At 70.6% G+C, this 22,982-nt stretch carries 21 protein-coding genes; 8 read left to right on the top strand and 13 right to left on the bottom strand.

Translation table 11 applies throughout. From position 1 onward, the window contains the following. Positions 1-20: 20 nt before the first annotated feature. From AC6H2I_RS20020 to AC6H2I_RS20070, 11 genes are all read right to left on the bottom strand, one after another. Positions 21-1,154, bottom strand: coding sequence for an acyl-CoA dehydrogenase (locus AC6H2I_RS20020; protein WP_497502460.1), 1,134 nt, complete (start codon positions 1,152-1,154; stop codon positions 21-23). A gap of 45 nt (positions 1,155-1,199) precedes the next feature. Then, on the bottom strand, positions 1,200-2,381 hold the full coding sequence (locus AC6H2I_RS20025; RefSeq protein ID WP_497502461.1) for an acetyl-CoA C-acetyltransferase: 1,182 nt from the start codon (positions 2,379-2,381) through the stop codon (positions 1,200-1,202). A 13-nt stretch (positions 2,382-2,394) separates the two neighbouring features. Next, positions 2,395-3,567, bottom strand: a complete 1,173-nt coding sequence (locus AC6H2I_RS20030; RefSeq protein ID WP_497502483.1) for an isovaleryl-CoA dehydrogenase — start codon at positions 3,565-3,567, stop codon at positions 2,395-2,397. Between the two features lie 128 nt (positions 3,568-3,695). Beyond that, a complete protein-coding gene (locus AC6H2I_RS20035) occupies positions 3,696-5,192 on the bottom strand; it encodes an aldehyde dehydrogenase family protein (RefSeq protein WP_497502462.1) in 1,497 nt (498 codons plus the stop codon). 38 nt (positions 5,193-5,230) lie between these two features. Then, entirely contained in the window at positions 5,231-6,463 is a 1,233-nt protein-coding gene (locus AC6H2I_RS20040) for a phenylacetate--CoA ligase family protein (RefSeq protein ID WP_497502463.1), read from the bottom strand. Positions 6,464-6,527: 64 nt separating this feature from the next. Then, the gene (locus tag AC6H2I_RS20045) at positions 6,528-7,376 is read right to left on the bottom strand and encodes an ABC transporter ATP-binding protein (protein WP_497502464.1); all 849 of its coding nucleotides are present in this window, start codon (positions 7,374-7,376) and stop codon (positions 6,528-6,530) included. Positions 7,377-7,456: 80 nt separating this feature from the next. Continuing rightward, complete coding sequence (locus AC6H2I_RS20050) at positions 7,457-8,737, bottom strand: ABC transporter substrate-binding protein (RefSeq protein ID WP_497502465.1); 1,281 nt, start codon at positions 8,735-8,737, stop codon at positions 7,457-7,459. 52 nt (positions 8,738-8,789) lie between these two features. After that, entirely contained in the window at positions 8,790-9,863 is a 1,074-nt protein-coding gene (locus tag AC6H2I_RS20055) for a branched-chain amino acid ABC transporter permease (protein WP_497502466.1), read from the bottom strand. Between the two features lie 13 nt (positions 9,864-9,876). Next, positions 9,877-10,770: a branched-chain amino acid ABC transporter permease gene (locus AC6H2I_RS20060; protein ID WP_497502467.1), complete on the bottom strand. Its 894-nt coding sequence runs from the start codon at positions 10,768-10,770 to the stop codon at positions 9,877-9,879. 24 nt (positions 10,771-10,794) lie between these two features. Next, a complete protein-coding gene (locus AC6H2I_RS20065) occupies positions 10,795-12,750 on the bottom strand; it encodes a long-chain fatty acid--CoA ligase (RefSeq protein ID WP_497502468.1) in 1,956 nt (651 codons plus the stop codon). Then, positions 12,750-13,625: an ABC transporter ATP-binding protein gene (locus tag AC6H2I_RS20070; protein ID WP_497502469.1), complete on the bottom strand. Its 876-nt coding sequence runs from the start codon at positions 13,623-13,625 to the stop codon at positions 12,750-12,752. The genes AC6H2I_RS20065 and AC6H2I_RS20070 overlap by 1 nt, the downstream gene beginning before the upstream one ends. Before the next feature lie 236 nt (positions 13,626-13,861). Here AC6H2I_RS20070 and AC6H2I_RS20075 point away from each other — a divergent pair, with 236 nt between their 5' ends. From AC6H2I_RS20075 to AC6H2I_RS20085, 3 genes are all read left to right on the top strand, one after another. Beyond that, positions 13,862-15,484, top strand: coding sequence for an AMP-binding protein (locus AC6H2I_RS20075; RefSeq protein ID WP_497502470.1), 1,623 nt, complete (start codon positions 13,862-13,864; stop codon positions 15,482-15,484). Positions 15,485-15,581: 97 nt separating this feature from the next. After that, positions 15,582-15,818 carry a FitA-like ribbon-helix-helix domain-containing protein gene (locus tag AC6H2I_RS20080; RefSeq protein ID WP_497502471.1) on the top strand — a complete coding sequence of 79 codons (237 nt, stop codon included), beginning with the start codon at positions 15,582-15,584 and terminating at the stop codon, positions 15,816-15,818. Beyond that, positions 15,808-16,188: a type II toxin-antitoxin system VapC family toxin gene (locus AC6H2I_RS20085; RefSeq protein WP_497502472.1), complete on the top strand. Its 381-nt coding sequence runs from the start codon at positions 15,808-15,810 to the stop codon at positions 16,186-16,188. Before AC6H2I_RS20080 ends, AC6H2I_RS20085 begins: the two co-directional genes overlap by 11 nt. Before the next feature lie 23 nt (positions 16,189-16,211). Here the strand turns inward: AC6H2I_RS20085 and mmsB are convergent, their stop codons facing one another. After that, positions 16,212-17,099, bottom strand: a complete 888-nt coding sequence (gene mmsB / locus AC6H2I_RS20090) for a 3-hydroxyisobutyrate dehydrogenase (protein ID WP_497502473.1) — start codon at positions 17,097-17,099, stop codon at positions 16,212-16,214. Positions 17,100-17,131: 32 nt separating this feature from the next. Then, positions 17,132-18,271: an acyl-CoA dehydrogenase family protein gene (locus AC6H2I_RS20095; RefSeq protein WP_497502474.1), complete on the bottom strand. Its 1,140-nt coding sequence runs from the start codon at positions 18,269-18,271 to the stop codon at positions 17,132-17,134. A gap of 168 nt (positions 18,272-18,439) precedes the next feature. Here AC6H2I_RS20095 and AC6H2I_RS20100 point away from each other — a divergent pair, with 168 nt between their 5' ends. The 5 genes from AC6H2I_RS20100 to AC6H2I_RS20120 form a co-directional block, all read left to right on the top strand. Beyond that, positions 18,440-19,117 (top strand): GntR family transcriptional regulator, encoded by a 678-nt coding sequence (locus tag AC6H2I_RS20100; protein ID WP_497502475.1) that lies wholly within the window; start codon positions 18,440-18,442, stop codon positions 19,115-19,117. Between the two features lie 44 nt (positions 19,118-19,161). Further along, positions 19,162-20,715 (top strand): malonate--CoA ligase, encoded by a 1,554-nt coding sequence (locus AC6H2I_RS20105; RefSeq protein WP_497502476.1) that lies wholly within the window; start codon positions 19,162-19,164, stop codon positions 20,713-20,715. A gap of 1 nt (position 20,716) precedes the next feature. Further along, a complete protein-coding gene (locus AC6H2I_RS20110) occupies positions 20,717-21,769 on the top strand; it encodes an enoyl-CoA hydratase/isomerase family protein (protein ID WP_497502478.1) in 1,053 nt (350 codons plus the stop codon). A 50-nt stretch (positions 21,770-21,819) separates the two neighbouring features. Next, positions 21,820-22,581, top strand: a complete 762-nt coding sequence (locus AC6H2I_RS20115) for an SDR family NAD(P)-dependent oxidoreductase (protein ID WP_497502480.1) — start codon at positions 21,820-21,822, stop codon at positions 22,579-22,581. Positions 22,582-22,676: 95 nt separating this feature from the next. After that, on the top strand, positions 22,677-22,982 hold a 306-nt coding region (locus AC6H2I_RS20120), incomplete at its 3' end, for an electron transfer flavoprotein subunit beta/FixA family protein (protein WP_497499010.1).

Here is a 22,982-nt window from a genome sequence, read left to right on the forward strand (position 1 = left end):
CCCCTGCTCTCCTGGTTTTCCTACGACACCAGCGCGCGGCCGATGACCAGGCGCTGGATGTCGCTTGTGCCTTCGTAGATCTGGCAGACCCGCACGTCGCGGTAGATCCGCTCCACGGGGAAATCGTTGAGATAGCCGTAGCCGCCGTGCACCTGGATCGCGTCGGAGCACACCCGCTCCGCCATCTCCGACGCGAACAGCTTGGCCATGGACGCCTCCTTCAGGCACGGCTCGCCGCCGTCGCGCAGCGCGGCGGCGTGCAGCACCAGCTGGTGCGCCGCCTCGACCCGCGTCGCCATGTCGGCCAGCCGGAACGAGACCGCCTGGTGCGTGGCGATGGCCACGCCGAAGCTCTGGCGTTCCTGGGCGTAGCGCACGGCGTGGTCCAGCGCGGCGCGGGCCATGCCGACCGCCTGGGCGGCGATGCCGATGCGCCCGCCCTCCAGGTTGGCCAGCGCGATGCGGTAGCCCGCCCCTTCGTCGCCCAGCATCAGCGACGCGGGGATGCGCACCTCGTCCAGCACGATCTGGCAGGTGTCGGAGCTGTTCTGGCCCAGCTTGTCCTCGACCCGAGAGACCTGGAAGCCCGGGGTGTCGGTGGGCACCAGGAAGGCGGTGATGCCCTTCTTGCCGCGCTCGGGATCCGTCACGGCGAAGACCACGGCGAGGTCGGCGTGCTTGCCCGAAGTGATGAACTGCTTGGTGCCGCTGAGCACCCAGTGGTTGCCGTCGCGCCGCGCCCGGGTCTTGATGGCGGCGGCGTCGGAGCCGGCCTGGGGTTCGGTCAGGCAGAAGCAGCCGAGCTTGGTGCCGCGCGCCATCGGGCGCAGCCACTCCTCCTTCTGCTCGGCCGAGCCGAACCTCAGGATCGGCATGCAGCCGACGGAGTTGTGGACGCTCATGATGGTGGAGATCGCGCCGTCGCCCCCGGCGATCTCCTCGATGGCCAGCGCGTAGGAGACGTAGTCGGTGCCGGCCCCCTCCCACTCCTCCGGCACCACCATGCCCATCAGGCCGAGGCGCCCCATCTCCGCGATCTCCGCGTGCGGGAAGGCGTGGGTGCGGTCGCGCTCCGCCGCGCTCGGCGCCAGCCGCTCACGGGCGAAGGCGCGCGCCATGTCGCGCACCATGGTCTGCTCGTCGGTGAGGCGCATGCGGTCCCCTTTCCACTCCAATCCTCTTGCCGTGCCCTGGCCGCCCTACACCCGCTCCACCGCCATGGCGGTGGCCTCGCCGCCGCCGATGCACAGCGAGGCCACGCCGCGCTTCAGCCCGTAGGTCTCCAGGGCCGCCAGCAGGGTCACCAGGATGCGCGCACCCGACGCGCCGATGGGGTGGCCCAGCGCGCAGGCGCCGCCGTGCACATTGACCTTCTCGTGGGGCAGGTCGAGGTCGCGCATCGCCGCCATGGCGACCACGGCGAAGGCCTCGTTGACCTCGAAAAGGTCGACGTCGCGCGCACTCCACCCCGTCCTCTCCAGCAGTTTGCGCATGGCGAAGACCGGGGCCGTGGTGAACAGGGCCGGGGCGTGGGCGTGGGTGGCGTGGCCCTTGATCTCGGCCAGCACGGCGAGGCCGCGGCGCTCCGCCTCAGAGCGGCGCATCAGCACCAGCGCCGCCGCCCCGTCGGAGATGGAGGAGGAGTTGGCGGCGGTCACCGTGCCGTCCTTGGCGAAGGCCGGCTTGAGGCCGGGGATCTTTTCCGGCTGCGCCTTCAGCGGCTGCTCGTCCGTGGCGACCACCGTGGCACCCTTGCGGCCGGGCACGGTGACCGGCACGATCTCGCCGGCGAAGGTGCCGTTCTCGGTGGCCCGCCGCGCCCGGGCCAGGCTCTCGATGGCGTAGGCGTCCTGCTCCTCCCGGGTGAACCGGTAGGCCCCGGCACACTCCTCGGCGAAGGTGCCCATCAGGCGGCCCTTGTCGTAGGCGTCCTCCAGCCCGTCCAGGAACATGTGGTCGAGCACCCGGCCGTGGCCCATGCGGTAGCCGCCGCGGGCGCGGTCCAGCAAGTAGGGGGCGTTGGTCATGCTTTCCATGCCGCCGGCGACCATCACGCCGGCGCTGCCGGCGGTGATCAGGTCGTGGGCGAACATGGCGGCCTTCATGCCCGAGCCGCACATCTTGTTGACGGTGGTGCAGCCCGTGCCCTGGGGCAGGCCGGCGCCCAGCGCCGCCTGGCGGGCCGGCGCCTGGCCCTGGCCGGCGGGCAGCACGCAGCCCATCACCACCTCCTCGATCTCCTCGGGGCGCACCCGGGCGCGCTCCACGGCGGCCCGGATGGCCGCCGCGCCGAGGTCGGCGGCGGTCAGGTTCTGCAGATCGCCCTGGAAGCCGCCCATGGGCGTGCGGGCGGCACCGACGATGACGACGGGATCGGACATGGTGGGGGCGTCCTTACTTGGTCTCGTTGAACAGTTCGCGGCCGATCAGCATGCGGCGGATCTCGCTGGTCCCGGCGCCGATCTCGTAGAGCTTGGCGTCACGCAGCAGGCGGCCGGTCGGGTATTCGTTGATGTAGCCATTGCCGCCCAGGCATTGAATGGCCTCCAGGGCCATCCAGGTCGCCTTCTCGGCGGCGTAGAGGATCACCCCGGCGGCGTCCTTGCGGGTGGTCTCGCCGCGGTCGCAGGCCTTGGCGACGGCGTACACGTACGCCTTGCAGGCGTTCATGGTGGTGTACATGTCGGCCAGCTTGCCCTGCATGAGCTGGAACTCGCCGATCGCCTGGCCGAACTGCTTGCGGTCGTGGACGTAGGGGACGACCACGTCCATGCAGGCCTGCATGATGCCGATGGGGCCGGCGGCGAGCACCGCGCGCTCGTAGTCGAGGCCGGACATCAGCACGTTGACGCCCTTGCCGACGGCGCCCAGCACGTTCTCCTCCGGCACCTCGCAGTCCTCGAACACCAGCTCGCCGGTGTTGGAGCCGCGCATGCCCAGCTTGTCCAGCTTCTGGGCCACCGAGAAGCCCGTCATCCCCTTCTCGATCAGGAAGGCGGTGATGCCGCGCGGCCCGGCCTCCGGGTCGGTCTTGGCGTAGACCACCAGGGTGTCGGCCTCCGGCCCGTTGGTGATCCACATCTTGGTGCCGTTGAGGACGTAGCGGTCGCCGGTCTTCACCGCCTTCAGGCGCATGGAGACGACGTCGGAGCCGGCGCCCGGCTCCGACATGGCCAGGGCGCCGACGTGCTCGCCGGAGATCAGCTTGGGCAGGTGTTTCTGCTTCTGCGCCGCGCTGCCGTTGCGGCGGATCTGGTTGACGCACAGGTTGGAGTGGGCGCCGTAGCTGAGCCCCACCGAGGCCGAGGCGCGCGACACCTCCTCCATGGCCACCACGTGCTCCAGGTAGCCCATGCCGGCGCCGCCGTACTCCTCCTCCACGGTGACGCCGAGGATGCCGAGGTCGCCCATCTTGCGCCAGAGGTCGGCGGGGAAATCGTTCTCCCGGTCGATGTCGGCGGCGCGCGGCGCGATCTCGTCGGCGGCGAAGGCGGCGACCGAGGAGCGCAGCATGTCGGCGGTCTCGCCGAGGTCGAAGTTCAGCGACGGGTACTGGTTGGACAGCATGGCACGGGGCCTCCCCATGATCGGAATTCTTGGCCCCGGAGGTCCGGGGCGACGCGGGCCATACGCTACCGTATGGCCGGGCGTGGAGCAACAGGACTTCCGCTCCCCGCACGGGGGAGCGGCGAGGCTCACCCCATGTTGATGATGATCGTCTTCTTGTGGGTGAAGTGCTCCAGCATCGACTCCAGCGAGGCTTCCTTGCCGAGGCCGGACGTCTTGACGCCGCCGTAGCTGAGGTTGGGCTGCACCACCAGGTTCTGGTTCACCTGCACGAAGCCGGCCTCCAGCCGGGTCACGGCGTCCAGCGCCAGCTTCAGGTCGTTGGTCCACACGGTGGCGGCCAGGCCGTACTCGCTGTCGTTGGCGGCGGCGATGACCTCCTCGTAGTCGGTCCAGCGGATGACGCAGCACACCGGGCCGAAGATCTCCTCGCGCGCGATGCGGTCGTCGTTGGTAACACCGGTGAAGATCACCGGCCGCACGAACAGGCCCTTGCTCAGCGCCTCGTCGACCGGCAGGCGGGAGCACTCGTGCGCCGTGATGCCCTTCCCTTCCTTGCCCAGAGCGATGTAGCTCTGCACCCGCTCGATCTGCTGGGGCGAGATGATGGTGCCGATGTCGGTCGCCTCGTCCAGAGGATCGCCCATCGTCATGGCGTTCACCTTGGCCTTCAGCTTTTCCACGAAGGCGTCATGGATGCTGTCGTGGACGAAGAGACGCGACGACGCGGTGCAGCTCTGCCCCTGGCGGGTGAAGCGCATGCCGGCGACGGCGCCGCCCACCGCCTTCTCCAGGTCGGCGTCGCCGCACACGATCATCGGGCTCTTGCCGCCCAGTTCCAGGGTGACCGGGATCAGCTTCTCCGCGGCCGTCCTGTAGACGATCCGGCCGGTCTCGACCGAGCCGGTGAAGGTCACCTTCTTCACGTCCTTGTGCGCCACCAGCGGTGCACCGCACTCCGGCCCGTAGCCGGCGAGGATGTTGACGAGGCCGGGCGGCAGGATCGTGTTCATGATCTGCACGACCCGCAGCACGGTCAGCGGCGCCTCCTCGGCCGACTTCACCACCACGGCGTTGCCGGCCACCAGCGCCGGGGCGATCTTCATCGCCATCAGCAGCAGCGGCACGTTCCACGGGATGATGGAACCGACGACGCCGACCGGCTCACGCTGAGTCATGGTCAGCATGGTGGGGTTGAAGGGCACGGTCTCGCCCTTCAGCTCCGATCCCAGCCCGCCGAAGAACACGAACATGTCGGCCAGCACCGACGCCTCGACACGGGATTCCGTGCGCAACGCCTTGCCGGTCTCCAGGGCGACCAGCCGGCCCAGCTCCTCGACCCGCTCGGCCAGCGCGTGGCCGCAGGCGGCGATCAGCCGGCCGCGCTCGCGGGCCGGCCGCCGGGCCCAGGCCTTCTGGGCCGCCTTTGCCGCGGCGACGGCGGCGTCGACGTCGGCGGCCTCGCTGAAGGGGGCCTGCGCCACCTCTGCGCCGGTGGCCGGGTTGACCACGGGGAAGGTGCGGCCCGAGGCGGCGCCGCGCATCTCCCCGGCCACGAGGTTCAGTCCGGACAGGCTGCGGGCCAGCGCGAAGGGGTCGAGCTGGATGGCGGTGTCGGCGGTCATGGTGTGCGTCCTTGAAGTCGTTCGTGTCTTTTTATGGCTCAGGCGCGGGCGTCTTCGATGACCTTGCCGTCGTTGGGCAGGTCACCGGGGGCGACGAACTCCACCGCCCCCTTCAATTTGGTGATGGATGCCAGCGTGTCACGCACCGCCACGGCCAGACCGTCGCCACCGCCGCCGGCCGCCTCGCACCGCAGGGTCATGGTGTCGCCGGCGTCGAGCCGGCCGACCACCAGGCGGGCGCGGGCGATCTCCGGGTGGCGGCGCACCACCTCGGCCACCTGGCCGGGGTGGACGAACATGCCCTTGATCTTGGTGGTCTGGTCGGCCCGGCCCATCCAGCCCTTGAGGCGCATGTTGGTGCGCCCGCAGGCGCTCCGGCCCGCCCGCACCGCCGACAGGTCGCCGGTGGCGAAGCGGACCAGCGGGTAGGCGCGGTTGAAGGTGGTGACCACCACCTCCCCGACCTCGCCGTCGGGCACCGGGTCGCCGGTGCCGGGGCGGACGATCTCGACGATCACCCCCTCGTCCACCACCAGCCCATCGCGCGCCTGGGTCTCGTAGGCGACGATGCCGAGATCGGCGGTGCCGTAGCTCTGGTAGACGTCGACACCGCGGCTCTCATAGAAGGCGCGGGCGTCGGGCAGGAAGGGGCCGCCGGTGACGTGGGCGACGGCGACCGACGACGCGTCCAGCGCCAGGGCGTCGGCCTTCTCCAGGATCAGCTTCAGGAAGTCGGGCGTGCCGATGTAGCCGCGCGGGCGCAGCGCCGCGGCGACCTGGGCCTGCATCTCGGTGTTGCCGGTGCCGGCGGGGATGACCGCGCAGCCGATGGCGTGCGCCCCCGTCTCGAACATGGACCCGGCCGGGGTGAGGTGGTAGGCGAAGCAGTTCTGCACCAGGTCGCCGCGGCGGAAGCCCGACGCGTACAGGGCGCGCGCCGTGCGCCACGGGTCGGTGCCGTGCGCCTCGGGGTCGTGGATCGGGCCGGGCGAGGCGAACACCCGGGCGAGGCTGCCGATGGCGACCGCCACCAGGCCGCCGAACGGCGGCGCCTCCTTCTGCAGCGCGATCAGGTCGGATTTGCGGGTGACCGGCAACGCCGCCAGGGCGGCGCGGTCGCGCACCGCCGCCGGGTCGACCGCGGCCAGCAGGCCGGCGAAATAGGGCGCGTCGGCCTTGGCGTGGGCGAGCTGCCCCGGCAGGGCCGCGAACAGCGCCGCCTCCCGCTCGCCGGGGTCGCGCGTCTCGAGGGTGTCGTAGAAGTCGCCCATGGTAGTCCCCGTCCATCCCTTTCTTCTCCCCCCCGCCGGCGCCGCCGGGGACGGGATCGAACGCTCAGATCCACCGCTTGCGGCGCTTGAAGCTCTTCAGGTTCTTGAAGCTCTTGCGCTCCCCGCTGCCGCCGCCGAGGTAGAACTCCTTCACGTCCTCGTTGTTGGCCAGCTCGTCGGCGGTGCCGTCCAGCACGACCTTGCCGTTCTCCATGATGTAACCGCGCACCGCGGCCTGCAGGGCCATGCGGGCGTTCTGCTCGACCAGGAGGATGGTGACGCCGAGGTCGCGGTTGATCTGCTGGATGATCGAGAAGACCTCCTTCACCATCAGCGGCGACAGGCCCATCGACGGCTCGTCCATCAGGATCAGCTTGGGCCGCGCCATCATCGCCCGGCCGATGGCCAGCATCTGCTGCTCGCCGCCCGAGAGGTAGCCGGCCAGGCCGGTGCGCTCCTTGAGGCGCGGGAAGTAGTGGTAGACCATCTCGATGTCGCTCTTCACGCCGCCGTCGGAGCGGGTGAAGGCGCCCAGGCGCAGGTTTTCCTGGCAGGTCATGTCGCCGATGATGCGGCGGCCCTCCATGACCTGGAAGATGCCGCGCCCGACGATGCGGTCCGGGTCGATGCCGTTGATGCGCTCGCCGGCGAAGGTGATGTCGCCGCGCGTGACCTCGCCGTCCTCGGTCTTGAGGAGGCCCGAGATGGCCTTCAGCGTGGTTGATTTCCCCGCTCCGTTGGCCCCCAGCAGGGCCACGATCTCGCCCTCCGGGACCTCCAGGGAGAGGCCGCGGAGCACCAGGATGACGTCGTTGTAGACGACCTCGATGTTGTTGACGCTCAACAGCGGGGCCTTGGCCGGCGTCGTGGTGGGCGCGGAGGACGGGGCGGTGGCGGTGGCGGCTTCGATCATGCGGCACCTGGTGTGCTGAACGGAAATGGGGTGGAACCGGGGCCGGCCGGCGCGCCGGCCGGCCCCGTCCCGGGCGGGTCTTACCAGCCCAGCCACTCGGCCTTGCGCGGGACCTCAATGGTGGCGATCTTCTCCAGCGCCGTGGCGCCGCTGCCCATCAGCTCGGCGACGGAGCCGCCGGTGGCACCCGTGACCCGGGCCCGGTACAGGTTGACCAGGTTGGTGCCGCGGTGGTCGGACTTGGTCCAGCTCGACGGCACGCACACGCCGTCCAGCCCGGCCGGCACCCAGTCGGCCTTCTGGTACATGCCCTGCTTGATGGTCGGGCCGTCGACGCCGCCGTTCTTGGCGGCCCACTCCATCGCCTCTTTCATGTAGAAGGCCGAGCAGATGCCGGAGAGGTAGTGCACCGGCCGGTACGCCTCGCCCGACGGGTCGGACATCTTGGAGATGGCCTGGACGGTCTTCATGCCGGGCACCCCGCCGTCCCACACGCTGGCGGTGCGCACCGGGAACACCACGCCGTCGGCCGCCTCGCCCGCCGCCTTCATGGCGTTCTCGTCCATGCCCCAGACGTTGCCCAGGAACTGCACGTCGGCGCCCACCGTGTCGCAGGCCTTGAGCACCGAGATGTTCGAGCCCGCGGTGTTGCCGAGGTAGGCGTAGTTGGCGCCGGAGTCCTTCAAGGTCAGGCACTGGGCGGTGTAGTCGCCGGGCGTCAGCGCGAACGTCACCGCCGGCAGGACCTCGAAGCCCAGCTCCTTGGCCAGCGCCTCGCCGGCTGCCTTGGGCGCGTTCGGGTAGGGATGGTTGGCGCCCATGTGGACGTATTTGGGCGCGCCCTGGCCGCCCTTCTGCTTCCAGTCCTCGGCCGCCCACATCAGCATGGCGCGCAGGCTGTCGGAATAGGACGGGCCGTAGAAGAAGTTGTAGGGCGCGCCCTTGCCATGGCCGGCCTCGCCGGTCGGGTCGGTGAGGTGGCCGGAGTAGGAGCCGGAGTAGTAGGGGATCTCGTCCTTGGCGACGAAGGCGGTCAGCGCCTCGGTGTCGGCGGTGCCCCAGCCCTGGATCGCCGCGACCTTGTCGCCGCCGCCGGCCCACTTCTTGTATTGGCTGATGGCGCGCGGCGCCTGGTAGGAGTAGTCGACCGTCTCGACGTCCAGGGTCTTGCCGTCGACGCCGCCCTGGCTGTTGATGTAGGCCAGCGCGTCGGCGACGCCCTGGCCGAAGGGCTGGCCGACGTCGGAGGTGGCGCCGGAGTAATCGGCGAGGTGGCCGACCGGGATCTCCTGGGCCAGCGCCGCGGTGGAGAGGGTGAGCATGGCGGCGCCGGCCAGCAGCGCGGACTTCCTGATGGTCATGATCTCGTTTCCTCCGGGTGATGCCTCGTGATGGGCATTGGGTGTGGCGGTGTCAGTGCGAGAAGGGGTAGAGCTTCCAGTAGGCCTTGATCTGCTTCCAGCGGTGGGCCAGCCCGTCGGGCTCGAACACCAGGAAGAGGATGATGACGACGCCGATGGCCATCTCGCGCAGGAAGGCCACGGAGTCCTTGAGGTTGAGGGCACGGTCGACGGCGGTGCCCGACAGCAGGTCGGTCAGCGCCTGCATGATCTCCGGCAGCAGCACCATGAAGGCGGTGCCCATCAGCGAGCCCATGATCGAGCCGAGCCCGCCGATGATGATCATGCCGAGGAACTGGATCGAGAAGAGGATGGTGAACCCCTCCACCGACACGAACTGGAGGTAGTGCGCGTACAGCGCCCCGCCGATCCCGGCGTAGAAGGCCGAGATGCCGAAGGACATGGTGCGGTACTTGGTCAGGTTGATGCCCATGATCTCGGCGGAGAGGTAGTGGTCGCGCACCGCCACCAGGGCGCGGCCGTCGCGCGAGCGCATCAGGTTGGTGGCCAGCAGGTACATCACCACCACGTAGGCCAGCACCACGTAGAAGTAGGACTGGTCGGTGTCGAAGGCGTGGCCGAACAGCGAGAAGCTCTCGGCGATGGTGCCGGCCACGCCGCCCGTGAACCAGCCGGCCCGGGCGAAGAAGTCCTGCAGGATGTACTGGGCCGCCAGGGTGGCGATGGCGAGGTAGAGGCCCTTGAGGCGGGCCGCCGGGATGCCGAAGACGAGGCCCACCGCCGTGGTCAGCACCCCGGCCAGCGGGATCGCCAGGGCCACCGGGACACCGTACGTGTTGGAGAGCCAGGCCGAGGCGAAGGCGCCGAATCCGAAGAAGGCGGCGTGGCCGATCGAGATCTGCCCGGTGAAGCCGACCAGGATGTTGAGGCCGAGCGCCGCGATGCCGAGATAGCCGATCTGGATCAGCAGGTTCAGCCAGTACGCGTCGAACGCCAGCGGGGCGGCCAGCAGGACCAGAACGCCGAGGATGACCGCGTTGCGGCTGGTCACCGTCGGGAAGATGGTGGTGTCCTTGGCGTAGCTGGTCTTGAAGTCGCCGCAGGGGATGAGGGTGGTGGTCGCCATGGGTGTCGCCTCCTCACACGCGCTCGATGTCTTTGGTGCCGAAGAGGCCGTACGGCTTGATCATCAGGATGATGATGAGGACGTAGAAGGGGGCGACCTCGTACATGTTGCCCCAGTTCAGCCATTGGCTGTCGACGAAGTGGGCGACGTTCTCCAGCAGGCCGACGATCAGCCCGCCGATCACCGCGCCGACGATGCTGTCCAGCCCGCCGAGGATGACCGCCGGGAACACCTTGATGCCGAAGAAGGACAGCGCCGAGGACACGCCGTTGACGACGCCGACGGTGACCCCGGCCACCGCCGACACCATGGCCGAGATGGCCCAGCTCATGGCGAACATCTGGCGCACCGAGATGCCCAGGGACTGCGCCACCTGCTGGTCCCAGGCGGTGGCCCGCATGGCCAGGCCCAGCTTGGAGTATTTGAAGAACCAGCCGAAGCCGGCCATGATCAGCAGCGAGATCACCAGGCTGGCCACGTACACCGTCTGCACCTCGAGGCCCAGCACGCTCATGGTCTGGCTCTCGAAGATCGGCGGGAACGGCTTGGCGAAGACGCCGAACATCCACTTCATCAGGGACTGGAAGACGATGGACAGGCCGATCGTCACCATGATGACGGAGATGATCGGCTCGCCGATCATCGGCCGCAGCACCACCACCTGCAGCAGCACCCCGAACGCCAGCATGAAGACCAGCGTGATCGGGAAGCCCATCCAGAAGGGAAGCTCCCACGAGGTCAGCAGCCACCAGCAGGTCCACGCGCCGATCAGCAGGAACTCGCCCTGGGCGAAGTTGACGATGCGGCTGGCCTTGTAGATCAGGACGAACGACATGGCGACGACGCCGTAGAGGGCGCCGACGATCACGCCGTTGACGAGCAGTTGGAACAGGAGTTCGAAGTTCATCGGGTCTGGCTCCCAGCCGCCGGGTCAGGCCGCCACCGGGCGCTGGGCGCGCGCCGGCGGGGGTTCGGGGGCGCGAAGGTCGACGACCTTCAAGGTGGTGCGGATGCGCTGCTTGGTGCCGTCCTGGAAGGTGATCGTCGTGTCGACGTCGATCGCCGGCCGTTCGGAGTAGATGGCGTCGATGATGTCGCCGTACTTCTCGGCGATGACGCCGCGCCGCACCTTGCGGGTGCGCGTCAGCTCGCCGTCGTCGGCGTCCAGCTCCTTGTAGAGCAGCAGGAACTTGGAAACGCGCTGGAACTCCGGCAGGGTGGCGTTGACCCTCTCCACCTCGCCGCGCAGCAGCTCGTAGACCTGCGGCCGGGCCGCCAGGTCCGAGTAGGTGGTGAAGGCGATGCGGTTGCGCTCGGCCCATTTGGCGACGATGGGGAAGCGGATGCACACCATGGCGGCGAGGTAGTCGCGGCCGTCGCCGAGGATCACCGCCTCCGCCACGTAGGGGCTGAACTTCAGCTTGTTCTCGATGTACTGCGGGCTGAAGCGGTCGCCGCGGGCGGTGGTGGCGATGTCCTTGATGCGGTCGATGATGGTGAGATGGCCCTTGGCGTCGAAGAAGCCGGCGTCGCCCGTGTGCATCCAGCCCTGGCGCAGGTCGGCCGCCGTCGACGCCTCGTTGCGGTAGTAGCCGGCGAACATGTTGGGATGGCGGGTGACGATCTCGCCGATGCCGTTCTGGTCGGGGTTCTCGACCTTCACCTCGATGCCCGCGTCGAACGGCACGCCGACCGTGTCGAAGTCGACGTCGCCGGCGCGGTGCACGGTGTAGGCGCCCATGGTCTCGGTCTGGCCGTAGATCTGGCGCAGCGGCACGCCCAGCGCCTGGAAGAACTTGAAGGTGTCGGGGCCGAGCGCGGCGCCGCCGGTGGCCGCCGACGTGAGGTTGGTGAAGCCCAGGCGGTCGCGCAGCGCCCGGAACAGGATCTGGTCGGCCAGCCAGGAGCGGCGCCCCTGCGCCAGCGCCTCGAGCCCCAGCTTCATGCCCAGCTCGTACATCCGCTGCTTGAGGGGTGAGGCGTCCATGATGCGGGCGCGCACGTCGGCGGCGATCGACTCCCACAGGCGCGGCGCGAACAGCACGAAGGACGGCCCGATCTCGCGGAAGTCGTTCATCATCGTCTCGGCCTCCTCGACGAAGTTCACGCGCATCCGCGACACCATGGCCATGCCCACGGCGTACACCTGCTCCATGATCCACGACAGCGGCAGCACCGAGACGTACTCGTCCTGCGGGCCCTTGGGATCGACGCTGAGGTAGCTGGCGCAGTGGCGGATCAGCCGGCCCGCCGGCAGCATCGCCAGCTTGGGGTTGGCGGTGGTGCCCGACGTGGTGCACAGGATCGCCACGTCCTCGCCCTTGCCGTCCGCCACCCGGGCGTCGTAGAGGCCGGGCTCGCGGCGGTGCCGCTCCTCGCCCAGGCGGACCAGCGCGGCGGCCTCCATCAGCCGGGGATCGTCGTATTTGCGCATGCCGCGGGGGTCGGAATAGATGATGTGGGTGAGCGTGGGCAGGCGGTCGGCGAGGTTCAGCAGCTTGTCCACCTGCTCCTCGTCCTCGGCGATGACGACGGACACCGCGGCGTGGGTGATGAGGTAGGCCACCTCCTCGTCCATGGCGTCGCGGTAGATGCCCAGGCTCATGGCGCCGATGGCGTGGGACGCGAACTCGCCCATCACCCAGTCCGGGCGGTTGTCGCCGATCAGCGCCACCACGTCGCCGCGCTGCACCCCCAGCTCCAGCAGGCCCAGGGCGAAGGCGCGGGTGCGCGCCTCCACCTGGCGCCAGGTGAGCGGGCGCCAGATGCCGAAATCCTTCTCGCGCATCGCCACCTCGCCGCCGTGCTCGCGGGCGTGCAGGGCCAGCAGCTTGGGCAGGGTGTCGTGGCGGTCGAGGTCGGGAAGGGCGGGACCGGGAGTGCTCATCACGCGACCTCCTGCCGGGCCGGCTCGGCGTCGTCCTCGCCCAGGTAGGCGGAGCGCACGCGGGCATCGGCGAGCACCGCGTCCGGCACCCCCTCGGCGATCTTGCGCCCGAAATCGAGCACCATGACGCGGTGCGAGATGTCCATGACGACGCCCATGTCGTGCTCGATCATCACCACCGTCATGCCCCACTCCTCGTTGAGGTCGACGATGTAGCGGGCCATGTCCTCCTTCTCCTCCAGGTTCATGCCGGCCATCGGCTCGTCCAGCAGGATGAGGTCGGGCTTCAGCGCCACCGCGCGGGCCAGCTCGACCCGCTTGCGCAGGCCGTAGGAGAGGGTGCCGGCGGTCGCTTTGCGGACGTGCTGGATCTCCAGGAAGTCGATGATCTCCTCGACCTCGCGGCGGTGCGCCAGCTCCTCCTTGCGGGCCCCGGTGAACCAGTAGAGGGCGCCGGTCAGGAAGTTGTTCTTCAGCAGGTGGTGGCGGCCGACCATGATGTTGTCGAGCACCGTCATGTGGCCGAACAGCGCCAGGTTCTGGAAGGTGCGGCCGATGCCGAGCGCCGCCCGGTGGTTGGGCGTCATGTCCGTGACGTCGCGGCCCTGGAACAGCACCCGCCCCTCGGTCGGGTGGTAGCGCCCGGAGATGCAGTTGACCATCGAGGTCTTGCCCGCCCCGTTCGGGCCGATGATCGAGAACAGCTCGCCGCGGTTGATCGCGAAGCTGACCTCGGTCAGCGCCCGCACCCCGCCGAAACGCAGCGAGACGTTGCGCGCCTCGAAGATCGGTCCGGCGTCGGTGGCGGCGTGGACCGGGGTGCCGGCGGCCTCCCCGGACCGGTCCGGTGGCGTTGCGACGGGTGCGCCCGACATGTCGTCTCCCTCTTGTCGTGCCTGGTTCGTGCTTGTCGTTGCGGCCGGTCCGGCGGCCGTCCGGTTGGCGCCGAGGTCCACAATGTGAACCGTTCGTCAGGCCAACACACCGTCAGTATAGCGGTTATCCGGGCGCTTTCAACACTGATATTCCGTGGCCGCATGCAAATTCGGCTGATTTTTCATTCGGCGGTCCATATTATGGACCATCTGCTGCGCCAACGGATGAGTTGACGATGCCCGACCCCCGCGCCGCCGGCGCCGGCACCCAGAGTCTGGAGCGCGCCATCACCCTGCTGCGGTCGGTCGCCGCCCAGGGCCAGACCGGCGCCCGGCTGGCCGACCTGATGGCGGTGTCCGGCCTGTCCAAGGCGACCGCCCACCGCATCCTGGCCGCCCTGGTGCGCGACGGGCTGATGGAGCAGGACGCGGGGACGCGGCGCTACCACCTGGGGCCGCAGCTGGCCGCGCTGGGGCGGGTGGCGGCGGCGCGCGGCCGCGCCACCGCGCCGCCGGAGGCCAGCGCGTCCGCCTACTCCCGCGCCGAATACCGCGGCAAGGAGGTGGCGGTGGCGACCCTGCTGTGCGACCGCCATGTGCGGGGCCGCGGCGGGCGGGCCGCCCTGCTGCACGAGAGCGTGGCCGGCCAGACCACCGAGCTGAGCTTCGCCCGGCTGGCCCGCGAGTCGCGGCGCCTTGCCACGGTGCTGGCGGGTCTCGGCGTCGCCAAGGGCGACCGCGTGGCGGTGCTGCTCCCCAAGGGGCCGGAGCTGCTGATCACCGCGGTGGCGGCGTGGCGGCTGGGGGCGGTCTACATGCCGCTGTTCAGCAGCTTCGATCCGCCGGCGGTGGCGGTGCGCCTCGCCGCCGGTGGCGCCCGGGTTGTCGTGACCCGCGACAGCCTGCGCCACAAGATCCCGGCGGACCCGGCCGGGCGGCGCGCGGTCATCACGGTGGAGAGCGAGGAGGCCTTCGCGCCCGGCGGCGGCGGCGACGCCGTGCCCTTCTGGTCGGCGCTGCACGACGCGGCGCCGCTGGACGGCGTCGCCGGCTACGGCGTCGACGACCCCTTCGCGCTGATCTACACGCCCGAGACCGACCGGGCGCCGCTGGGCATCCCGGTCAGCGTCTGGGCGCTGGCCGGGGTCGAGCAGTACATGCGGGTCGGGCTCGACCTGCGCGACGACGACATCTACTGGAACATGGCCGATCCCGGCTGGGCCTACGGCGTCTTCTACGGCCTGATGGGCCCGCTGCTGCTGGGGCGCACGACGATCTTCTGCGACGGCCCCTACGACGCCCGCCAGAGCTACCGGGTGCTGACCAAGTACGGCGTCACCAACCTCACCGCCGCGCCGTCCCAGGTGCGCGCGCTGCGCGACGCCGACCCCGCCGCGGTCCCCGCGCAGCTGGCGTTGCGCGTGCTCTCCACGGTCGGCGAGCCGCTGTCGGCGGATCTGGTGGAATGGGCGTCGGGCACCCTGAAGACGCCGCTGTTCGACCAGTACGGGCAGAGCGAGACCGGGGTCTTCATCGTCAACCGCTACGACCCCGGCCAGCCGCCCGACGCCGGCGGCGGGTCGCTGGGCAGCGCCCTGCCCGGCTACCGCGTCGTCGTGCTGGACGCCGCCGGGCGCGAGGCCCCGGTCGGCGGCGAGGGCGAGATCGCCATCGACCGCGACGCCTCGCCGCTCTTCTGGTTCGACGGCTACGCCGACTCCCCCTCGCGCACCGCCCACCGCTTCCGCCACGGCCCGCGCTATTACCTCACCGGCGACTGGGCGTGCCTGGGCGACGACGGCACCATCCGCTACCGCGGCCGCGTCTCCGACGCCGTGCTGATGCAGATGAATTCGTGAGGGGGCACGGAGCGCCGTTGATTGCGGGCCGCTCTTGTCCGGCCAGACGTGCCGTTCTATTGTTCAGTTCCAAAATGGCGCCACAATGGAGGCATCCATGCCCGTCACCCTGTCCATCAAGAACGCACCGGACGACGTGGTCCGGCGTCTGCGGCAGCGGGCCGAGCGGAACCACCGCTCCCTCCAAGGCGAACTGCTGGCCATCATCGAGGAGGCCGCCCGGGCGGCCCGCCCGCTGACGCCGGACGAGATCCTGTCCAATGTCGGCGCCATCGGGCTGCAGACCCCCGCAGAGTCCGCGGACATCGTGCGCGCCGACCGCGATGGACGCTAAGGTCGTCGACGCGTCGGCCATAGCCGCTATCCTGTTCGGCGAACCCGAAGGCCCGGCCGTCACCGTGCGGCTGAGAGACCGCCGCCTGCTGGCGCCGCCCCTGTTGGCCTTTGAGGTGGCGAACGTCGCCCTCGTGAAAATGCGCCGCCATCCCGAACGGCGCGACGCCCTGGTCGACGCCCACGCCCAGTTCAACCGGATGGGCATCGACACCGTCGAGGTCGAGGCGAGCGAGGTTCTCCTGCTGGCCGAACGCAGCGGTCTAACCGTCTATGACGCCGCCTATCTGTGGCTGGCGCGACGGATGGGCGCCGATCTCGTCACCCTCGACCGCGCACTGCAGGCCGCCTTCGTCGCCCCGGCGACCTGACGGAGGCCGCCGGTCGCGCGCCCTCACTTCCCCCGCAGCATGCGGATGATGCCGGAGAAGTCCACGCCGGCGCCGCCGCCCGCGCAGAACAGGGCGTAGAGCTGGGCCGCCTCGGAGCCCATCGGCAGCGGGGCGTTGACGGTCTGCCCCGCCTCCACCGCCAGCTTCAGGTCCTTCAGCATCATCGCCGCGGCGAAGCCCGGGGCGTAGTCGCGGTTGGCCGGCGAGGTCGGCACCGGCCCCGGCACCGGGCAGTAGCTGGTCAGCGACCAGCACTGGCCCGACGCCTTGGAGGAGATGTCGAACAGGGTCTGCGCCTCCAGCCCCAGCTTCTCGGCCAGCGCGAAGGCCTCGCACACCCCGACCATCGAGATGCCGAGGATCATGTTGTTGCAGACCTTGGCGGCCTGGCCGTTGCCGGGGCCGCCGGCGTGGATGATCGCCTTGCCCATGGCCTGGAGGATCGGCTCGGCCCGGCGGAACGCCGTCTCCGAGCCGCCGACCATGAAGGTCAGCGACGCCGCCTCGGCGCCGCCGACGCCGCCGGACACCGGCGCGTCGACCATGGCGTGGCCGGCCGCCTCGGCCGCCGCGGCCACGGCGCGGGCCGAAGCCACGTCGACGGTCGAGCTGTCGATGAACAGGCTGCCGGGCTTGGCGGTGGTGATCACCCCGCCCTCGCCCATGTAGACGGCGCGCACGTGCTGGCCGGCCGGCAGCATGGTCACCACCACGTCGGCGCCCGCGGCGGCGCTGGCCGGATCGGCGGCAGCGGTGGCGCCCGCGGCCACCGCCGCCTCGACCGCCGCGGCCGACAGGTCGAAGGCCGCGACGCTGTGTCCGGCCTTCAGCAGGTTGCGCATCATCGGCGCGCCCATGTTGCCGAGACCGATGAAGGCGATGGTCGCCATGGTTGTTCCTCCCGAAAAGGCGGCGGTGCCGGTCAGCCGCCGGTGAGCTGGCGGGCGATGATGACGCGCATGATCTCGTTGGTGCCTTCCAGGATCTGGTGAACCCGCAGATCACGGAAATAGCGCTCGATGGGGTACTCCTTGACGTAGCCGTAGCCGCCGTGGAGTTGCAGCGCCTCGTTCACCACCTGGAAGCCGACATCGGTGGCGAAGCGCTTGGCCATGGCGCAGTGGGCGGTCGCCTCGGGCGACCCGGCGTCCAGGCTGGCGGCGGCGCGGTGCAGCATCAGGCGGGCCGCGTCCAGCTCCGTCGCCATGTCCGCCAGCTTGAACTGGAGGCCCTGGAAGGCGTTGAGGGGCTTGCCGAACTGCCGGCGCTCGGCGGTGTGGGCCAGGGCGTGCTCCAGGCAGGCGCGCGCCCCGCCGACCGAGCAGGCGCCGATGTTGAGGCGCCCGCCGTCCAGCCCCTTCATGGCGATGGCGAAGCCCTCACCCTCGGCGCCGATGCGGTTGGCCACGGGCACCCGGCAGTCCTCGAAGATGACGGCGGCGGTGGGCTGGCTCTTCCAGCCCAGCTTGTGCTCCTGCTTGCCGAAGGACAGGCCGGGCGTGCCCTTGTCCACCACCACGCAGGAGATGCCCCTGGGTCCGTCGCCGCCGGTGCGCACCATGCACACGTAGACGTCCGACACGCCGCCGCCGGAGATGAAGGCCTTGGTCCCGTTCAGCACGTAGTGGTCGCCGTCGCGCACCGCCCGGGTGGTCAGCGACGCCGCGTCGGAGCCGGCACCCGGCTCGGTCAGGCAGTAGGAGGCGAAGAGCTCCATGGCGGTGAGCCCGGGCAGCCAGCGCCGGCGCTGCTCCGCGGTGCCGAAGCGGTCGATCATCCACGACGCCATGTTGTGGATGGAGATGTAGGCCGCGGTCGACGGGCAGGCGGCGGCCAGCTCCTCGAAAATGACCGCCGCGTCGGCCCGGCCGAGGCCCGAGCCGCCGACGTCGTCGCCCACATAGATGCCGGCGAAGCCGAGCGCCGCCGCCTGGCGCAGCGTGTCGACGGGAAACTCGGCGTGCTCGTCCCAGCGCGCGGCGTGGGGCGCCATCTCGGCCGCGGCGAAGGCCCGCGCGGTGTCGCGGAACGCCTGCTGGTCCTCGGACAGCGTGAAATCCATCGCCCCCTCCCCGGTCGCGCCCGGCCCGTCCGTCCGGTGCCGTATGGTTCTTGGCCCGACGGGTAACACAACCCGTGCGTCCTGTCCATATTCCGTATACACGAATGGCCGGAGTTGTGTTCAAATGCGCGCCGCAAACGCGCGGGGGAGCAGCGGGAAAGGCACCGGATGTCCGAGGAGCGGAAGGGCGGCACGCGGGCCGGGGAGGTCCGGCGGGCCATCGAGGAGGACATCTTCCTGGGCCGGCTGCGCCCCGGCACCCGCCTCGACGAGGAGAGTCTGGCGCGGCGCTTCGACATCTCCCGCACGCCGATCCGCGAGGCCATCCTGCAGCTCGTCCACGCCGGGCTCGTGGAGAAGCAGCCGCGCCAAGGCGCGGTGGTGGCGCCGCTCAAGCTGCACCGCATGGTCCAGATGTTCGAGGTGATGTCGGAGATCGAAGGGCTGTGCGCCCGCTACGCCGCGCGCCGCATGTCCCAGGAGGAGCGCCGCACCCTGGCGCGCCTGCACGAGGAGTCCCGCGCGTTCATGAAGGCGCACGACCTCGACGCCTACTACGCCAAGAACCGCGCCATCCACGAGGCGATCCAGGCGGGCAGCCACAACGAGCCGCTGCAGGAGATCGCCCGCGGCCTGTTCGCCCGGCTCGCCCCGTACCGGCGCTACCAGCTCAACCACCCCGCGCGGGTCGGCGACAGTTTCGACGAGCACGGGGCGGTGGTCGATGCGGTGCTGTCGGCCGACCCGGAGCGGGCCTACGCCGCCATGCGGCGCCACGTGACCATCCAGATCGACATCTTCACCGAGTTCGTGTCCATAATGGGTGGTGACGGTATACAGCCCTAGCCAAATCCAAATACAAGAACCTGCCGCACGAGAGGACGCTTCCGATGGACGACAGCCTGGCCGCCTATCCCGGCGGGAACCTGTACGACCTGTTCCGCCAACGCTTCCCGGCCGACCCGTCGCGCCCCTTCCTGGAGACGGAGGGCGGCCGGGTCCTGACCTATGGCGCCCTCGAGGAGCAGGTGGCCCGCATGGCCCGGCTGCTGTGCGACCTTGGCCTGGCGCCGGGCGACCGGGTGGCGGTGCAGGTGGAGAAGTCGGCGGAGAGCATCGTCCTCTACCTCGCCACCGTGCGCGCCGGCGGCGTCTACCTGCCGCTCAACCCGGCCTACACCCGGGCCGAGATCGCGTATTTCCTGACCGACGCCGAGCCCCGCGTCTTCGTCTGCCGGCCCGGCAGCGCCACGGCGCTGGCCGACACCGCGGCCAAGGCCGGGGTGGCCCATGTGCTGACCCTGGGCACCGCCGGCGACGGCACCCTGGCAGAGCGCGCGGCGGGCTGCGCGCCGGATTTCGAGACGGTGCCGCGGGCCGCCGCCGACCTCGCCGCCATCCTCTACACGTCGGGCACCACCGGGCGCTCCAAGGGCGCCATGCTGAGCCACGCCAACCTCGGCTCCAACGCCCTGGTGCTGCACGCCGTCTGGGGATTCCAGCCGGACGACGTGCTGCTCCACGCCCTGCCGATCTTCCACACCCACGGCCTGTTCGTCGCCACCAACTGCGTGCTGCTGAACGGCTCCTCCATGCTGTTCGTGGCGAAGTTCGACGCCGACCTGGCGCTGGCGCTGCTGCCCCGCGCCACGGTGATGATGGGGGTGCCGACCTTCTACACCCGTCTGCTGGCCCATCCCGGGCTGACCCGGGAGGCCACCGCGCACATGCGCCTCTTCGTCTCGGGCTCGGCGCCGCTGCTGGCCGACACCCACGCCGCGTTCCGGGAGCGCACCGGCCAGGCGATCCTGGAGCGCTACGGCATGACCGAGACCGGCATGCTCACCTCCAACCCGCTCGACGGCGAGCGCATCGCCGGCACCGTCGGCTTCCCGCTGCCCGGCGTGTCGCTGCGCGTCGTCGACCCGGAGAGCGGGACGGCCCAGGGCACCGACGCCATCGGGGTGATCGAGGTGAAGGGGCCCAACGTCTTCTCCGGCTATTGGCGGATGCCGGAGAAGACCCGCCAGGAGATCAGGCCCGACGGATTCTTCGTGACCGGCGACGTCGGCAAGGTCGACGGGCGCGGCTATGTCCACATCGTCGGCCGGGCCAAGGACCTGATCATCTCCGGCGGCTTCAACGTCTACCCCAAGGAGGTGGAGACGGTGGTCGACGGGCTGGACGGGGTGGTGGAATCGGCGGTCGTCGGCCTGCCCCATCCGGATTTCGGCGAGGCGGTCGCCGCCGTGGTGCTGCGCCGGGCCGGCTCGCCAGGCCCCGACGAGGCGGCGGTGGTCGCCGCCTGCAAGGAGCAGCTCGCCAACTTCAAGGTGCCCAAGCGCGTGTTCTTCGTGGACGAGCTGCCGCGCAACGCCATGGGCAAGGTGCAGAAGAACCAGCTTCGCGACCGCTACGCGACCACATTCGGGGACACGACCTGAGATGAGCGAACCCACCGTCCTGTTCGACACCGTCGGCGCCGTCGGACGCATCACCTTGAACCGGCCCAAGGGGCTGAACGCCCTGACCCTGGAGCAGATCCGCCAGATCGACCCGGCGCTGCGGCGCTGGGCCGGCGATCCGGCGGTGGCGTGCGTGGTCATCCAGGGGGCGGGCGAAAAGGCGTTCTGCGCCGGCGGCGACATCCGCGCCCTCTACGACGCGGCGTCGGCCGGGGACCGCGCCGGGATCGCGACCTTCTTCGGCGAGGAATACCGCCTCAACCGCCTCATCCACACCTACCCCAAGCCCTATGTGGCGCTGATCGACGGCATCACCATGGGCGGCGGCGTCGGGCTCTCGGTGCACGGCCCGTTCCGGGTGGCCACCGAACGCACCCTGTTCGCCATGCCGGAAACCGGCATCGGCTTCTTCCCCGACGTCGGCGGCACCCATTTCCTGCCGCGCTGCCCCGGCCGGCTCGGCGTGTATCTCGGCCTCACCGGCGCCCGCCTGAAGACCGCCGACGCCCACCACGCCGGCGTCTCGACCCACGTCGTTCCGGCGGCCGGGCTGGAGGCCCTGGTGGCCGACCTGGCGGCGCTGGGGCGCGCCGACCACGCCGCGGTGGCGGCCGTCCTCGACCGCCACCACCGCCCGCCGGGCGACGCCCCGATCGCCGCGCGGCGGGGGCTGATCGACACCCTGTTCGCCGGCGACACGCTGCACGCCGTGCTGGCCGCGCTGGCGACGAGCGACGATCCCTGGGCGGCGGAGACGCTGGCCACCCTGCGCACCAAGTCGCCCTGGGCGATGGCGGTGACCTTCGAGCAGCTGCGCCGCGGCGGCGCGCTGGCGTTCGACGAGGCCATGCGCCTGGAGTACCGCATGGCGCCCCGGGCGGCCATGCACCCCGACCTGCGCGAGGGGGTGCGGGCGGTCATCGTCGACAAGGACAACGCCCCGCGCTGGCGCCACGCCACGGTCGAGGCCGTGGACCCGGCGGAGGTGGACGCGCTGTTCGCGCCGGTGGCGACCGAGTTGAGCTTCGACTGACAACACACCTCCTCCCCTGCGGGGACAGGACGACATCGGGAGAGAGACGCATGGACATCAGCACCCTCGCCGCCGTGGTGACCGGCGGCGGCTCCGGCCTCGGCGCGGCGACCGCCCGGGCGCTGGCCGCGGCCGGCGCCAAGGTCACCGTGCTCGACGTCAACGAGGACGGGGCCAGGGCGACCGCCGAGGCCATCGGCGGCCTCGCCGTCGCCTGCGACGTCACCGAGCCCGCCTCGGTGCAGGCGGCGCTGGCCAGGGCGCGGGACGCCCACGGGCCGGCCCGCGTGGTGGTGAGCTGCGCCGGCATCGTGGTCGGCGCCCGCGTCGTCGGCAAGAAGGGGCCGATGGCGCTGGAGACCTTCTCCAAGGTCGTCACCGTCAACCTGATCGGCACCTTCAACGTGATGCGCCTGGCCGCCGAGGCGATGCTGGCCCTCGACCCGCTGGCCGACGGCGAGCGCGGCGTGATCGTCAACACCGCCTCCGTCGCCGCCTTCGAGGGGCAGATCGGACAATGCGCCTACGCCGCCTCCAAGGGCGGGGTGGCTGCCCTGACCCTGCCGGCGGCGCGGGAGTTCGCACCGCGCGGGGTGCGGGTCGTCGCCATCGCCCCCGGCCTGTTCGAGACGCCGATGATGGCGGGCATGCCGCCCGAGGTCCACGAGTCGCTGGTGGCCGGCACCCTGCACCCGCACCGGCTGGGCCGCCCGGAGGAGTTCGCCGCCCTGGCCCTGCACATCGTCCAGAACCCCATGCTGAACGGCACCACCCTGCGCCTCGACGGCGCGGTCCGGCTGGCGCCGCAATAAGTTTGCGGCACGGGGCGGTGCCCCTGGTGCAAGACCCAGGGGCCGGCACCGCCGGCGCCCCGTGCCGCCCCAACGGAAAAGGGAGAGAGCCCGAGATGAAAATCCTGGTCCCCGTGAAGCGGGTGGTCGACTACAACGTGAAGGTCCGCGTGAAGGCGGACGGGTCCGGCGTCGAGACGGCCAACGTGAAGTTTTCGATGAACCCGTTCGACGAGATCGCGGTGGAGGAGGCGGTGCGCCTGAAGGAGGGGGGCACGGCGACGGAGGTGGTCGCGGTGAGCCTGGGGGTCGCGCAGTGCCAGGAGACGCTGCGCACGGCGCTGGCGATGGGTGCGGACCGGGCGATCCTGGTGCAGAGCGAGGCGGAGCTGCAGCCGCTGGCGGTGGCCAAGGCGCTCACG

Source organism: Azospirillum sp. NS33 (assembly GCF_059703765.1).